This window comes from Corynebacterium sp. FDAARGOS 1242 (genome assembly GCF_016889985.1).
GTDB classification, from domain to species: Bacteria; Actinomycetota; Actinomycetes; order Mycobacteriales; family Mycobacteriaceae; genus Corynebacterium; species Corynebacterium minutissimum_B.
On sequence record NZ_CP069568.1, the window covers coordinates 231,774 to 245,632 of the forward strand.

A 13,859-nucleotide genomic window follows, 5' to 3' on the forward strand; every position below is an offset into this window, starting at 1 on the left:
TACTGAGGTGAGCCTGCAAACGTTTCTGGAGGCGATGCCGGAGGAATTTGCCGGGCTTCAGCATGACCCCGCGTACGACGCCGTTGCGGATCGCGGTTGGAGCCGCTTTTATCAAGCCGATCTTTATCAGTTCTCAGTCGATAGCTTCTATTACGAGGAAGGGGACATCTACGATGTGTGCCCTGAGAATCCTCAACGTGCAGCGCAAGAGCTGCGTACATTCGCTGCAAAAGATTACCAGCGCCAGCAGGAAGAACATGGCCAAGAAGTACTTCCCTTTGAGGAACTAGACTTTGAAGCTGGGGGCCGCTATTTTGCCTGTGCGAAGAACCCAGCGGCGGATCTTCGGCAATTCTTCTGTGCTACCAGCGTGGGAAACGTGGGCGTACTGAATTATATGTTCCGGCACTCCAAAGGCGATGCAGAAGACGTTGAAGACATGAAGCAGGCATCGTCGGAGTTAGCGGCGATTATTGACCAAGTTCCTGTAGGGCCGGGGTTGGCTGATAGCTAGCGGCCAAGCGCTGGTGTCTGGATACCTTACGCGGGCATGCCGCGACGCCGGGATACAGTTTTGTCGAAGGGGATCCAGAAGCGCAGGGCTGCCTCTGTATTTTTGGAAATCCCGATGCGCGGTCCACATACCCACTCGGGTTCCTCGGTGCGTTCGTTCAAGTTGATGATGGTCCCGTTGTCGTCGAGGGTGAAACCGAGGGCTTTCCCTAGGTTTCCGGGACCACGGGCCAAATTGTGAAAATCGGTGTTTCCGCGTCGCTCGTAAGCGAGGTCTGTCCCCTTAATGACCTCCCCGCTGCGCAGCAGGCAGCCCTCGCCGCGGCCTTCCGGTGCACAGACAATGTTGCCGTTGCGATGTATGCCGTAGGACATATAAACGTAGAGGCGGCCTGGTGGGCCAAACATCGCTGCGTTGCGTGGGGTGCGGCCATTAAAAGTATGGGAGGCCTCATCGTAAGAACCAAGGTAGGCCTCGACCTCAGTGATGCGTATGGAGACCCCGTTGTGGGTTAACACCGCACCTAGCAGTTGGGGAGCGACAACATCGGCGGAGGCGGTGAAATCAATCATTGCTGCAGTCTAACGTGTGGGATCACCAAGGTGCCCGCTGGCCGTGGTGTGGCTGGCGGGTTGTGGCGTGGGGTGCGCGTGTGTGCTCGCGGCGGGTTTAGCCAGTACCTGGTGGTGGTTTTAGCTTGCGCTTGGTGGTGGGTCGGGTGGTTGCCCCGCTGCTTTCTCAGAAGCGAGTCTGGTTGTGGCTTCTTGGTATTCGGGTGTGGCGGTTATCGGTGCACCCCAGGGCGGGATGTAGCTCACCCCGGTGTTGAGTCGGAACATGTAGCCCCTGCCTGTGGGGCGTTTGGGGTCATCGTCGTTAATGCCGTTGTGGTAGGCGCAGAGGAAGGTGAGGTTTTTAAGGTTGGTAAAACCTCCTGCCTGCCAGGGGATGAGGTGGTGGACTTCGCAGTAGTCAGCTGGTTTGTTGCAGCCGGGCCTAGAGCAGGTTTGGGTTTCAGCGCATAAGGTGAGGCGTTGTTTCCAGCTGGCGCTGCGTTGTGTGCGGTAGGAGTTAATGGGCCCTTCCACGGGGTGGATGATGGTGGCGTAGCCGGTGGAGGCGAATTTATGCGATAGGAATTCTGCCCCGGTCATGCGCGCGCCGTTGGTGAGGAGCAGTTCTATCTCGTCGCCGTCGCCGTTGATAATCTGGTCAAATTCGTCGAGGGTGACAACGACTTGGGCGTGGATGGTGGGTGTGGTGCCGGCTTCGCCGTCGAGGATGACGGTGCGTGCGGCGTCGAGGAGGTTGTGTTTGTTGACGGATTCGAGGGTGCCGCGGATATCGGCGATGACTTGTGCGTCATCGGTAATGGTCATGGAGTTGGGGCCTGTGGCTCGGTAGGTGAACCTGACTCCAGGTTTGGCTTGGCGCTTGGACCTTAGTTCTTTAAGGCGTGTGGTGGCTACTTTTCGGATTTTGTGGGCGGGTGTGCCGGCGAGTTTGATGCGGAGGTTCCAGGCATCGAGGTCTTTTTTCACGCGTGCGGTGTAGGACTCGATCAGGGTGAGAATGCTAAGGCTATGTTGTTGTGCCATCGCGGCGGCACGTGCTTTGCGTTGTTTGCCGGTGAAGCGGGTGTGCCCGAAGTAGGTGCGGTGAAGGTGGGCAAGCTCAGTAGCGTCACTGGTGTCGGCGCCGAGCGCGCGAAGCTCATCGGGCGAGCTGGTTGCTTGTTCCACTAGCGCGATCCCCGAGTTGCGGTAGTGGAAGTAGGTTTCTAATACCCCCATGGCCACAGAGACTAAAACAGGTTCACCAACCCCGCAACCGGAAAACGCAAACACCGCACGAGTTTCATCGTGCGGTGTGGGCGACTTTGGGGTGGCTGACGGGGCTCGAACCCGCGACACCCAGGATCACAACCTGGTGCTCTACCAGCTGAACTACAGCCACCATCGTTGCCTGAAAGCAACGAGATACAGGTTAACCCACGCCGGTGATTTTACAAAAACGCCTGGTAATCCGTGGTCGTGTCAGCCTTCAGTTGCTCCGCTTCCTCGCTCGTAGGGCCTTCATCGGTGCGGAACACGCTGCGGCGGTAAAAGTCGAGTTCGCGGATGGACTCGATGATGTCCTGCAAGGCTCGATGCGCCATGCCCTTATCGGGCTGGTTGAAATAGGCCCGCGGGTGCCAGCGCCGCGCAAGCTCCTTAATCGTCGAGACGTCAATCATGCGGTAGTGCAGGGCTTTATCCAAGCGCGGCATGTAGGTGCGGATGAACATGCGGTCGGTGGCGATGGAATTTCCGGCCAGCGGAGCGGGGTGGTTGGGGTCGCAGTGCTTCTCGACGAGCCTCAGTACCGCTTCCTCTGCCTCTTCAATCGTCACGGTGGATTCGCGAATCTCCTTGTCGAGCCCAGACTTGGCGTGCATCGTGGCGACGAAGTTATCCATCTGGTCCAACTCGTCCTCGGTGGCGTGGACTACGAGGTCGAGGCCTTCGTCCAGGATGGTGAGCTCGGCGTCGGTAACTACGGCAGCGACCTCCACGATGACGTGGCGCTTGGGGTCGAGTCCGGTCATCTCCAAGTCAATCCAGACAAGGCGGTCATTCTTGGTAGGGATTTCACTCATGGCTCCCACCTTAGTTTCCTCCCTTGTAGCGGCCTTCTTGGCAGGGCTCAGGGCGCTATCGGGGGTGCCTAAGGGGGTGACTAGTGGCCGCATGTTTAGGTTTTCTCAAAGAGGTGGGGTAGTTCGCCTAAATCGATGTGAGCTGGGGGTTTGCTGTGTGGAGGTGAGTGGATACGGCAGAGGGGCCGAACTTTTTTCATGATTCTACTCACGAAGGCCTTAGGTGATGGGCCATGATGAATCCAGCCCGAAAAGTGACGGCACTCACAAATCCCGAAGGACGGTTTCCTCCGATGTCAGGCTTTATCGACACACTCAACACAGTAATTTGGTCGCCCGTGTTGGTTTTCCTGTGCCTTGGCGCAGGCATCTACTTCACCGTGGTGACCAAGTTTCTCCAAATCCGTTGCATCCCCGACATGATCAAGCAGCTCAAGGACGGCGAAAGCTCTGAATCCGGAGTTTCCTCCTTCCAGTCCCTCATGATCTCCCTGGCCGGCCGTGTGGGCGTGGGCAACATCTCCGGTGTTGCCACCGCTATCGCCTTCGGTGGCCCAGGTGCGGTGTTCTGGATGTGGGCTGTGGCGCTGCTGGGCTCTGCGACGTCCTTCGTTGAATGTACGTTGGCGCAGGTCTACAAGGAGAAGGACCAGGACACTGGCGAGTACCGCGGTGGCCCGGCCTACTACATCGAGAAGGCCTACAAGCACACCAAGGCAGGCCCTTTCATGTTGGTCTACGGCTGCGTGTTCGCCGTCGCCATGATTCTGGCCACCAGCTACTTCCTGCCGGCTATTCAGGCCAACGGTGTAGCCGCGGCCGTCGATAATGCATGGGGTATTAGCGTTGGTTGGTCCGCCGTCGTCCTCGCAGGCGTGCTCGCCATCATCATCGTGGGTGGCGTCAAGCGCATCGCCAACTTCGCTTCCCTCGTTGTTCCGTTCATGGCTGGTGCCTACATCCTCTTCGCCATCATCATTCTCTTTGTGAACTTCAGCCAGATCCCCGAGGTCTTCGGCATGATCTTCAAGTCCGCCTTCGGTGCAGAGCAAGCTTTCTCCGGCCTTTTAGGCTCTGCCATCATGTGGGGTGTGAAGCGCGGTATTTACTCCAACGAGGCCGGCCAGGGTACGGGCCCGCAGTCCGCAGCTGCTGCCGAAGTGTCCCACCCGGCGAAGCAGGGCTTCGTTCAGGCCTTCGCGGTGTACATCGATACCCTCTTCGTGTGTTCCGCTACCGCGTTCATCATCATCTCCACTGACATGTACAAGGTCTTTGAGAACGAATCCGAGGACGGTCCGGTGCGCTACGCCGGTGCGATTCCGGACGATATTGCAGTCGGCCCGGGCTATGTTCAGCACGGCCTCGACACTCTGCTCTCTGGTTTCGGTCCAACCTTCATTGCCATTGCTATTGCGTTCTTCGCCTTCACCACGGTGCTGGCTTACTACTACATGGCGGAAGTTAACCTCACCTACTTCAACCGTTGGATCAAGAACAAGGTCGCCCGTCGGACGCTGGTGTGGGTACTGCGCGTGCTGCTCGTTGGTTCCGTGGTTATCGGCGCTACTTCTACTCCGGGTGCTGCCTGGGCTCTAGGTGATATCGGTGTGGGCGCAACTGCCTGGCTTAACATCATCGCGATTCTCTTCCTGCAAATCCCGGCACTCAAGTGCCTCAAGGACTACAGCGCGCAGAAGAAGGCCGGCAAGGACCCGCAGTTCGACCCCGAGGCGCTCGGAATCAAGAACGCCGAGTTCTGGGTAGAGCGCAAGCTCGCTCGCGAGGAGGCCGCGCAGAAGGCCATTGCACAGGACGCCCCGTTGCAGGGTAAGTAACCCCGCACGCACTACGGCGCCCTACTCTCGGCAAGAGAGGGGGGCGCCTCTGGTGTGTTTTAGGCCATCTTGGAATAGAAGCTGCCGATGAGCGGCGCGGCAATCGGAGTAGGGACGATCTTGCCCAGTGCATTCATGGCCTTCGACAGCGGCCCGGGAACCACTCGGCGCTGGTTGCGGGCCATAGCCTCGAGAGTCTCCTCAGAGCAAGACTCGTATGTGGTCCACAGGAAGTCTGGTACCACCTTGTCCACGATGGATTGCTCTTCCTCCGGAATGACGGCGTCGCGAACCGGCCCAGGGGCGAGCAGCGTGCAACTAACGCCCGTGCCCTTCAGCTCGTAGTGCAGCGCCTCCGTGAAAGCATTGACGCCGGCTTTGGTGAACACATAGGTGGCGTTGTTGGGAATGGAGACGTTGCCGGCAGCCGAACCAACGTTGCAGATAGCGCCGTTTCGTCGTGGCAGCATCTGATCAAGTGCTGCGCGGGTCAACCGGTGCACGGCCTTTGCGTTGAGGTCGAATTGGCGCGTCTCGTAGTCCCAGTCTTGGTCCATGAACTTGCCAAAGCTGGCGATGCCCGCCGAGTTGACGATGATGGAGATTTCCTTGCCCGACATGAAGTCGATGACCCGGGAGACGTCGGCAGCCTCGGAGAGGTCGGCGGCCAGTGCGATGGCGTCGACCTCGTGGCGGGAACGCAGCTCCGCAGCGATGGACTCCAAGACATCCTTGCGGCGGGCAACAAGAATGACGTTGTAGCCGCGTGCCGCTAAATCCTTGGCCATTGCGGCACCGATGCCTTGGCTAGCGCCAGTAAGCAGGGCATAGGACGTGCGGGTAGGGGCAGGCAGTCCGGGTGAATGAGCCATGGTGAAACGGCGTCCTTTCTCTGGGGTCAAGGTTTCCACCCAGAGTAGAGGAAAATCAGGGTTTTTCCCGATGCCTTTCCCGCACTCGTTCTGAATAATGGAAGTTGAAAGGAGACATCATGAATAACAAGCGTCTAACTCGTTCCACTACCGACACGATGATCGGAGGCGTCTGCGGTGGCATCGCAGAAACCTACGACCTTGACCCGACTCTGGTGCGCGTGCTCTTCGTTGTAGCCACGCTCTTGGGCTTCTCCGGGGTCCTGCTCTACCTCATTCTGTGGGTCGTCATCCCCGTCCAGTAATTACTGAAGCGGCCCCATGTCCATAAAGCTCTTCCACAGCCCCCACTCCTCCTGCAATCGCGGGAGGGCGGAGGGCGGAGTAGCGGTGCCGTCGATAAGCGTGGCGTCCATCATGCGGACACCGTTATCGAAGAACAGCGCCGCATGCCCCGCCGCACCGTAGCGCAGCAAGGGCACGAGGTTGAGTCCGTCAAAGGACAGTGCGGCGTTCGGACGCACGTCAAGGCCAGCGATGGCCGCCAGCGTCGGCGCAAGGTCCAACGGGGATACTAGCTCAATGCTCTCGCCGTCCTCCGCTACACCAGGCCACAACAGCGACATCGGCGCGGTGCCATCCTCGCTTGCCTGGAGCGAACTTACCGCCACGATGCCGTCGAGTGATGCCACCGCGGCGGGATCCGGTTGTTCGAGGAGCCGGAACACGTTCTGCGCGGCAGAAACCTCGTCGGTGTCCTGCCGAATCTCATAGCCCGCTTCCTCGAAGACCTCCGTGATGCGTGTAGTTGCGCCGCGTTGCGGATATTGGCCGGTGAGTACTCCTCGGCGCGACTGGGCATAGCTTTCCGACGGCGCCCATGCATTCCGAAAGCGCTTCCCCCTCAGCGCAGTGTCTGGGGCATGGTCAAACGTGGCGAGAGTGATATCCATACTTCTCAGCATAAATGAGAGCGAGAAAGAGCCACTTCTAACCGCCCATTAAAGCGGCAAAAAGTGGCTCTGACCTGCGTGCCCCCAGCAGGACTCGAACCCGCGACACATGGGGTAGAAACCCACTGCTCTAATCCGCTGAGCTATGGAGGCGTACCGAGACATCATAACGCAGCACGTCACTGAGCCGGAAACCTAGCTCGTTGGAGGAAGCTCGGAGGAGGTGTCCAGGAGGACGTCGAGAAGCGTCTGCGCCGCCGGGGTCAGCGCCCGGTCTGCGCGGTGGATGAGCAGGGCCTGCATCGACGGCAGGTGCTCCTCGATGCGCCGGAAGTGCACTCCCCGCTGGCCCAAAGCCTGGGCGGTGTGGGGCATGAGGCTGATGCCGTAGTCGCCCGCCACGAGCGGCAGGCCCGTCTGCAGAGTCGAGACCTCTTGCACGGTGGCAGGCTTGCACTCAGGGGCAGTGGACCACAGGTGGTCTAGCAGCTCCGGCAGCCCGCTCAGCTCCGTCCAACGCTGCGGCAGCAGCCACGTTTCTGCCGTTAGTGCAGACAAGCGCACCGGGTCCGGCAGGTGGGACAAGCGCTGGGGGAGAGCTACGAGGAATTCCATATCCGCCGCGCGGTTAATCGTCAGCTGCTCGCCGTAAATGTGCTGGAAGCGTTGTGGATTGGTGCTGGGGATGATGCCAATCTCTGCGGTACCCTCCAGCACGCGCTTGAGTGTCTCGGAGGGCTCAACGTCACTTAAGGATACGTTTACTTGTGGCGCGCGCTCGCGCATACGCCGCAATACTGTGGGCATAAACAACCAGTTAAACTCAGGCGCTGAGCACAAGGTCACTGAACCTGCGTTTCCCGCTGCAATTTCCGCTAGCCGCGTGGTGGCTGTGGTCAGTAGCGTGTCGATCGAGGTAGCGACTCCGTAGAGGAACTCACCAGCCTCCGTAGTCTTAACACCACTGCGCCCACGGGAAAGTAATTTGACGTTGAGGTCCTCCTCAAGCCTGCGAACGGTCAGACTTAATGACGGCTGTGTAAGCCGCAGCGTCTCCGCAGCCTGCGTGAACGAGCCGTGGTCCACGATGGTGCGAAAATGGTGAAGCTGACGAGAGTCCATGAGTGCAGACTACCCTATTGCTGAGACTTTGCTGCCTTTTAGGTAAGAGAGAAGAGGGGGCGGTACACTGCCCACTATGCACGAAGAGAAAGATAACTCCAGCTCACAAGGCCAACACGCGCCTGTGACGGCGGTCGCACAATCAGGTCCACGGGCCCAATCTTCCCGCTTTCTCAATCTTTCTTTTGTCGTTTTTGCGGGTCTTGTCGGCGGAATTATCTCGCTGTTTTTTCTCGCGGACTCGCTCGCGGCGCTGGGCATCCCTGACCCAGGCCGCATCACCACCTTCGGCCTTCCCTTCTTCCGTGCAGCCGCGTGGATGCTCATGGCGCTATCTATTGGCTCGTTCATGGCCAGTGCTTTCTTCATCTACCCGGCCGTGCCAGATAAGGACAATGATCAGCTCATTCGGGCCGGCCTTACCGTTGACGGCCACATTGCCGCCCGCACCGGCGCCTGGGCTGCCGTCGGCACCGCTGGGGTGTCCTTGCTTGAGGTTCCCCTCGTGATGTCGGACCTGACAGGCACGCCCATTGCCCAGGTGCTCAACCCGGAGTTGATGGGCATGGCGGTGGGGCAGATTGCGGCGTCGCAAGTCTGGCTGCTTACCGCTGGTCTTGCCGCTCTTGTGTCCCTCGTCGGCTTCCTTGCCCGCACATGGGCGGGGCAGGTAGGCGTGTTCTTCCTGTCGTTGCTCCTTACTGTTCCGCTCGGGTTGGAAGGCCACTCCGCGGCCGGCGGTGACCACGACTATGGCACGAATTCACTGCTTCTCCACCTCTTCTTCATTATGTTGTGGGTCGGTGGGCTCATGGGACTTATTGCCCACGGCCGCCGCCTCGGTCCCGACATGGATGTGGCAGTGCGCCGCTACTCCTCTGTGGCGCTGTTTTCCATCGTGGCTCTTGCCGCGACAGGAGTGGTCAATGCCTTCATTCGCGTTGAGCTGAGCGATCTTTTCTCTACGCGCTACGGCCTGCTGGTGTTGAGCAAAGCTGTGCTCACCGTGGTGCTTGCGGCGGTCGGTTACGTGCATCGCAGCATCACCATTCCGCAGCTTAAGAGTTCCCCGCGCCTGTTCATTCGGGTGTCCATCGTGGAGGTCGCCATCATGGCCGCCACCGTGGGCGTGGCCATTTCCATGGGCCGCACCCCGCCACCGCCTCCACGTGACCCGAATTTGAATGCCATGCAGATTCTGGTGGGCTATGAGCTTTTCGACGCCCCCACTTTCTCCAACGTGTGGACCATGTTCCGCTTTGACCTCATGTTTGGCTCACTGGGTCTCGTCCTCGCGGGCTTTTACCTGTATGCGCTGTGGCGTCTCAAGCGCCGCGGCCTCACGTGGTCGGCCGAGCGGACCGCCTGGTTCCTGTTGGGTTCGCTGGGGATGACGCTCATCCTGAGCAACGGCATTGGCCTGTACATGCCTGCGCTGTATTCCATGCACATGCTCGTGCACATGATCCTTTCCATGGCCATCCCATTGTGCCTCGTCCTGGGCGCACCGGTGACGCTCATGATGGAGGCTTTTGAGCCGGGGGCGCCTGGCAAGCCAACGCTTCACGACGCCGCTGTAGCCCTCACCAAGTCCCGTACCCTGCGTTTTCTCACGCACCCAGCGGTCAATGTTCTGCAGTTCCTGACGTTTCTCTACGTGCTCTACCTTTTCCCGAGCTTCTATGAGGTTGCCATCTCAGAACATGCCGGGCACGTCATCATGAACTGGGTCTTTCTGATTTCCGGCTACATCTACTACTGGGAGGTTATCGGCCCTGATCCGCTGCCGTGGCGCGCGCCGACGAGGATTCGTCTGGCCATCCTTTTCTTCTCAATGCCGCTGCACCTTTTTGCCGGTGTCTACCTCATGCAGATGCAGTCCATCTTGGGCTTGGAGTTTTATGAGTCGTTGAACCTGCCGTGGGACCCGGACCTTGTCAAGGATCAGCGCACCGGTGGCGGTATTTCATGGGGCTTCGGCCAGTTCCCGCTGGTGGTGGTGTTTGGCAAGCTGTTTATCGACTGGCTCCGTGAGGACCGTGCCCAGGCCCGCCGATATGATGCGAAGGCCGACGTCGATGGCGATGCTGACCTGGAGAGCTACAATGCCATGCTCAAGCAGATGAGCGAAGGGGATGACGCGGGTTTCCGCCCGCACTAATGGTGTAGCGGCCTGTGAGTTTTGGGGCCTAAAACCCTACATTGTTGACGTTTACAACAAGTTATCCACAGGTTTTCGGCGAGGGTATTGCCGGCGCTGTGGGACGTGGCAATGATGCGAATCAAGGGAGGCCTTCAACGCCTCCTTACACACACCATCACGAACCACGTAAAGGATCCCGCAATGTCGCAATATCCCATTTCACTGACCGGACGCCTGACAAGCGATCCACACCTGACCAAAATCAGCGAGACGATGTACAAAACCCGTTTCCGCATCGCCTCCTCCCGCAGCGTTCCTGAGACCACCGAGGAGGGCAAGACCATCTGGCGCGAGCTCGACCTCAACTTTATCGATGCCGAAGTCTGGGGCCAGTGTGCCATCAACGTCAAGAAATCACTCCGGAAAGGTATGCCTGTCTTTGTCATGGGCTCGATCGTCACCGACCAATGGAAGGACCCGCAGGGTGGCAATCGTTCCAGGACGTACATTAAGGCCGGCCATGTGGGCTTGGACCTTAACCGTTTCATTATTACGTCTATAAAGATCGGCACCCCCTACGGCGAAGAAGGTGCGGAGCAGTTGTGGTTGGGAGAGAACCCGCCGGTGCCGGACGTGGACCATACGGCGTCGGAAAGCACGGCATCCTCGTCGGAACAGACGGACCCCATGCCCGAGGCGCTACGGGCCACCGAAGATACCCCGCAGGACACGGCCGCTGACCGCCAGCAGGCGCAGAGCTCCGTGGAAGAGATTCCGGAGCCGGAGGAGGTCATGGTCTAACCAGGCCGGGGCACCGTCAGCGCCCATGTGATGTAGTCTTTGTACTGTTATTTACCATTCCTGACAGAAGCAAAGGGTGAAACATGGGCGAGTTCATCTACACGATGAAAAACGTGCGCAAGGCCATCGGTGACAAAGTCATTTTGGACAATGTCACTATGGCCTTTTACCCGGGCGCCAAGATTGGCGTCGTGGGCCCCAACGGTGCAGGTAAGTCCTCGATCCTGAAGATCATGGCCGGCCTTGACCAGCCCTCCAACGGTGAGGCCTTCATCGATCCGGGCAAGACCGTGGGCATCCTCCTCCAGGAGCCGCCGCTCAACGAGGAGAAGACGGTCCGCGAGAACGTTGAGGAAGGCCTCGGCGAGATTTTTGAAAAGAAGCAGCGCTTCGAGCAGATCGCCGAGGAAATGGCTACCAACTACTCCGACGAGCTCATGGAGGAAATGGGCAAGCTGCAGGAGGAGCTGGACCACGCCGATGCTTGGGAGGTTGACTCCAAGATTGAGCAGGCCATGGAAGCCCTGCGCTGCCCGCCGTCTGATGACCCAGTGACCAACCTCTCCGGTGGTGAGCGTCGCCGCGTGGCACTGGCCAAGCTGCTACTCAGTGAGCCGGACCTGCTGCTTCTCGACGAGCCCACGAACCACCTTGACGCCGAGTCCGTCCAGTGGCTGGAGAAGCACCTCGAGTCCTACCCAGGCGCTGTCCTGGCTGTGACCCACGACCGCTACTTCCTCGACCACGTCGCGGGCTGGATCTGTGAGGTTGACCGCGGCAAGCTTTACCCCTACGAGGGCAACTACTCCACCTACCTGGAGAAGAAGGCCGAGCGCCTCGAGGTGGCCGGCGCCAAGGACAAGAAGCTGCAGAAGCGCCTGAAGGACGAGCTCGCTTGGGTTCGCTCCGGTGCCAAGGCTCGCCAGGCTAAGAACAAGGCCCGTCTCCAGCGCTACGAGGAGATGGCGGCCGAGGCCGAGCAGTACAAGAAGCTCGACTTCGAAGAGATTCAGATTCCGACCCCGCCGCGTCTGGGTAACAAGGTCGTGGAGGTTGAGAACCTGACCAAGGGCTTTGATGGCCGTGTCCTCATCAAGGACCTGTCCTTCACCCTGCCGCGCAACGGCATCGTCGGTGTCATTGGCCCGAACGGTGTGGGTAAGTCCACCCTGTTCAAGACCATCGTGGGCCTGGAGCAGCCGGATTCCGGAACTGTTACCGTCGGTGAGACCGTCAAGCTGTCCTACGTGGACCAGGGCCGTGAGAACATCGACCCCGAGGCCACCGTGTGGGAGGTCGTCTCCGGCGGACTGGACTACATCCACGTTGGCCAGAACGAGATGCCCTCGCGTGCGTACCTGTCGGCCTTCGGCTTTAAGGGCCCGGACCAGCAGAAGCCGTCCAAGGTTCTGTCCGGTGGTGAGCGCAACCGCCTGAACCTGGCGCTGACGCTCAAGGAAGGCGGCAACCTGATCCTCCTCGATGAGCCGACCAACGACCTGGACGTCGAAACCCTTGGCTCGCTTGAGAACGCTCTGGAGAAGTTCCCGGGCTGTGCGGTGGTCATTTCCCACGACCGCTGGTTCCTGGACCGCACCTGTACCCACATCCTGGCGTGGGAGGGCAACGTTGCTGAGGGCCAGTGGTTCTGGTTCGAGGGTAACTTCGGTGATTACGAGAAGAACAAGGTCGAGCGCCTCGGCGAAGAGGCAGCTCGCCCGTCCCGCGTGACGCACCGCAAACTCAGCCGCTAGGTTGAACCCCTTGCCCAGTCGGTAGGCGCAGACTAGCGCCTACCTAAACCTCAGGAAGGAACCTGGAATGTCCGCTCAGAATGTCGTGTCGGAGGGCACCACAGATAACGTCCACGAGTTGACCGTTGGCGTGCGGTGGTCGGACTTCGACATGTATGGCCACATGATGAACGCCAACTTTATCGAGCTGGCGCAGGAAGCGCGCTTGGCGTTTGCCATGCACAACTTCTACTCGCGTGGCGTTAACATGGTGGCCTTCGTCCGCCACATTGAGGCCGATTATGTGCGCCCTATCAAGTGGGATGGCCGCCACGGCACGGTGACGGTGGAAACCACGGTGGTGCGCCTTGGCCGCACGTCCTTTACCACGCGTCAGAAGATCAAGGACTCCCAGGGCCAGGTCGCCTGCATCATCGACTGCGTCCAGGTCACCATCGACCCAGAGACACAGATGCCGCGCGAGGTAAGCGAGGAGGAGCGCAGCATCATCCTCGAGCATGCTGTCGTTGAGCTGGACGATAACGCCTAGTCCATGGTCGGTGAAACGCTCGAAGTACGTAGCGGTGGGGTAGGGCTTCGCGCCCTGCTTACGCGCGCGATTGGCCTCGACGCCTCGGCGTCGGTGCGCCTGCGCCAGCACGACGATGCCTCCGCCGAGGTGTTTGTCACCACGCCTTTTGAGGTCTTGGCCTCCCGCCGCGTCGAAGGCACGGTTGGGCGCGACGGTGCGGTGGTCTCGGCGCAGTCGCTTCTCGACGCCCTCGAGACCTCCCCCGACCCCGACCTCCTCGGCGAGCCCGTGGAGCTTCAACTCGGCCCCGCCCGCGACCCCTCGTGGCCCGGTGCGCTGCCGCCGCAGGACGGTTTTGCGGAGATCGATTCGCTTCCCGTGACCGTCGTACGAGAGCTCGCGGATCAGGGCCAGCAGCTAGCTCGCCAATTCTCTGGTCCGATGGGCCCGCCGAGCAGTCTGCTTAATCAAACCGTCATCACGGTGGAAAACGGGGATGACAAGGTGGAAATCCCCATGCGGATGATTTTCGCCTGCACCAACTTGGGGCTCATCCCAGGGTTTGCTGCCCCCATGAATGTGCCTCGCCACCTGCGAGTGGCTGGAAAAGGCCGTTGGGTGCGTGTGGATGCCCCCTTTGGCAGCGTCTATCACTCGACGCGCCTGTCCCTCTTCTAAGCGTGGTGGCAGAGCCAACACGCGCTCTGCCACCA

Annotated in this window: 14 protein-coding genes and 2 tRNA genes; 8 read left to right on the plus strand and 8 right to left on the minus strand. The window is 59.8% G+C overall.

Annotation, left to right across the window (positions count from 1 at the left end; all coding sequences use genetic code 11):
• The first annotated feature begins 7 nt into the window (after positions 1 to 7).
• A complete protein-coding gene (locus tag I6J72_RS01120; RefSeq protein WP_204099612.1) occupies positions 8 to 514 on the plus strand; it encodes a hypothetical protein in 507 nt (168 codons plus the stop codon).
• A 26-nt stretch (positions 515 to 540) separates the two neighbouring features.
• Here the strand turns inward: I6J72_RS01120 and I6J72_RS01125 are convergent, their stop codons facing one another.
• From I6J72_RS01125 to orn, 4 genes are all read right to left on the minus strand, one after another.
• A complete protein-coding gene (locus I6J72_RS01125) occupies positions 541 to 1,086 on the minus strand; it encodes a DNA-3-methyladenine glycosylase (RefSeq protein WP_115023331.1) in 546 nt (181 codons plus the stop codon).
• A 120-nt stretch (positions 1,087 to 1,206) separates the two neighbouring features.
• Positions 1,207 to 2,307, minus strand: coding sequence for an HNH endonuclease signature motif containing protein (locus I6J72_RS01130; protein ID WP_204099613.1), 1,101 nt, complete (start codon positions 2,305 to 2,307; stop codon positions 1,207 to 1,209).
• An 87-nt stretch (positions 2,308 to 2,394) separates the two neighbouring features.
• Positions 2,395 to 2,470: transfer RNA gene (locus tag I6J72_RS01135), tRNA-His, on the minus strand.
• A gap of 49 nt (positions 2,471 to 2,519) precedes the next feature.
• Positions 2,520 to 3,152: an oligoribonuclease gene (gene orn / locus I6J72_RS01140; protein ID WP_070673096.1), complete on the minus strand. Its 633-nt coding sequence runs from the start codon at positions 3,150 to 3,152 to the stop codon at positions 2,520 to 2,522.
• Between the two features lie 293 nt (positions 3,153 to 3,445).
• Here orn and I6J72_RS01145 point away from each other — a divergent pair, with 293 nt between their 5' ends.
• The gene (locus I6J72_RS01145) at positions 3,446 to 4,990 is read left to right on the plus strand and encodes a sodium:alanine symporter family protein (RefSeq protein WP_204099614.1); all 1,545 of its coding nucleotides are present in this window, start codon (positions 3,446 to 3,448) and stop codon (positions 4,988 to 4,990) included.
• Between the two features lie 59 nt (positions 4,991 to 5,049).
• On the opposite strand, the gene cmrA is transcribed toward I6J72_RS01145, so the two are convergent.
• Positions 5,050 to 5,862 (minus strand): mycolate reductase, encoded by an 813-nt coding sequence (cmrA, locus tag I6J72_RS01150; RefSeq protein WP_115023321.1) that lies wholly within the window; start codon positions 5,860 to 5,862, stop codon positions 5,050 to 5,052.
• 119 nt (positions 5,863 to 5,981) lie between these two features.
• Between cmrA and I6J72_RS01155 the strand changes: the two genes are divergently transcribed.
• Positions 5,982 to 6,167 carry a PspC domain-containing protein gene (locus I6J72_RS01155; protein ID WP_204099615.1) on the plus strand — a complete coding sequence of 62 codons (186 nt, stop codon included), beginning with the start codon at positions 5,982 to 5,984 and terminating at the stop codon, positions 6,165 to 6,167.
• Here the strand turns inward: I6J72_RS01155 and I6J72_RS01160 are convergent, their stop codons facing one another.
• The 3 genes from I6J72_RS01160 to I6J72_RS01170 form a co-directional block, all read right to left on the minus strand.
• On the minus strand, positions 6,168 to 6,815 hold the full coding sequence (locus tag I6J72_RS01160; RefSeq protein WP_204099616.1) for a hypothetical protein: 648 nt from the start codon (positions 6,813 to 6,815) through the stop codon (positions 6,168 to 6,170).
• A 79-nt stretch (positions 6,816 to 6,894) separates the two neighbouring features.
• Positions 6,895 to 6,968 (minus strand) — tRNA-Arg (locus tag I6J72_RS01165).
• A gap of 42 nt (positions 6,969 to 7,010) precedes the next feature.
• Complete coding sequence (locus I6J72_RS01170) at positions 7,011 to 7,937, minus strand: LysR family transcriptional regulator (protein ID WP_204099617.1); 927 nt, start codon at positions 7,935 to 7,937, stop codon at positions 7,011 to 7,013.
• Positions 7,938 to 8,013: 76 nt separating this feature from the next.
• On the opposite strand from I6J72_RS01170, the gene I6J72_RS01175 reads away from it, so the two are divergent.
• The 5 genes from I6J72_RS01175 to I6J72_RS01195 all read left to right on the plus strand — a co-directional run bounded on the left by I6J72_RS01175 (position 8,014) and on the right by I6J72_RS01195 (position 13,824).
• The gene (locus I6J72_RS01175) at positions 8,014 to 10,098 is read left to right on the plus strand and encodes a cytochrome c oxidase assembly protein (RefSeq protein ID WP_204099618.1); all 2,085 of its coding nucleotides are present in this window, start codon (positions 8,014 to 8,016) and stop codon (positions 10,096 to 10,098) included.
• Positions 10,099 to 10,281: 183 nt separating this feature from the next.
• On the plus strand, positions 10,282 to 10,881 hold the full coding sequence (locus I6J72_RS01180) for a single-stranded DNA-binding protein (protein WP_204099619.1): 600 nt from the start codon (positions 10,282 to 10,284) through the stop codon (positions 10,879 to 10,881).
• Between the two features lie 83 nt (positions 10,882 to 10,964).
• The gene (ettA, locus tag I6J72_RS01185) at positions 10,965 to 12,635 is read left to right on the plus strand and encodes an energy-dependent translational throttle protein EttA (RefSeq protein ID WP_070673111.1); all 1,671 of its coding nucleotides are present in this window, start codon (positions 10,965 to 10,967) and stop codon (positions 12,633 to 12,635) included.
• 67 nt (positions 12,636 to 12,702) lie between these two features.
• Positions 12,703 to 13,164, plus strand: coding sequence for a thioesterase family protein (locus I6J72_RS01190; protein WP_204099620.1), 462 nt, complete (start codon positions 12,703 to 12,705; stop codon positions 13,162 to 13,164).
• A gap of 3 nt (positions 13,165 to 13,167) precedes the next feature.
• The gene (locus tag I6J72_RS01195; protein WP_204099621.1) at positions 13,168 to 13,824 is read left to right on the plus strand and encodes a hypothetical protein; all 657 of its coding nucleotides are present in this window, start codon (positions 13,168 to 13,170) and stop codon (positions 13,822 to 13,824) included.
• The last annotated feature ends 35 nt before the right edge of the window (positions 13,825 to 13,859 follow it).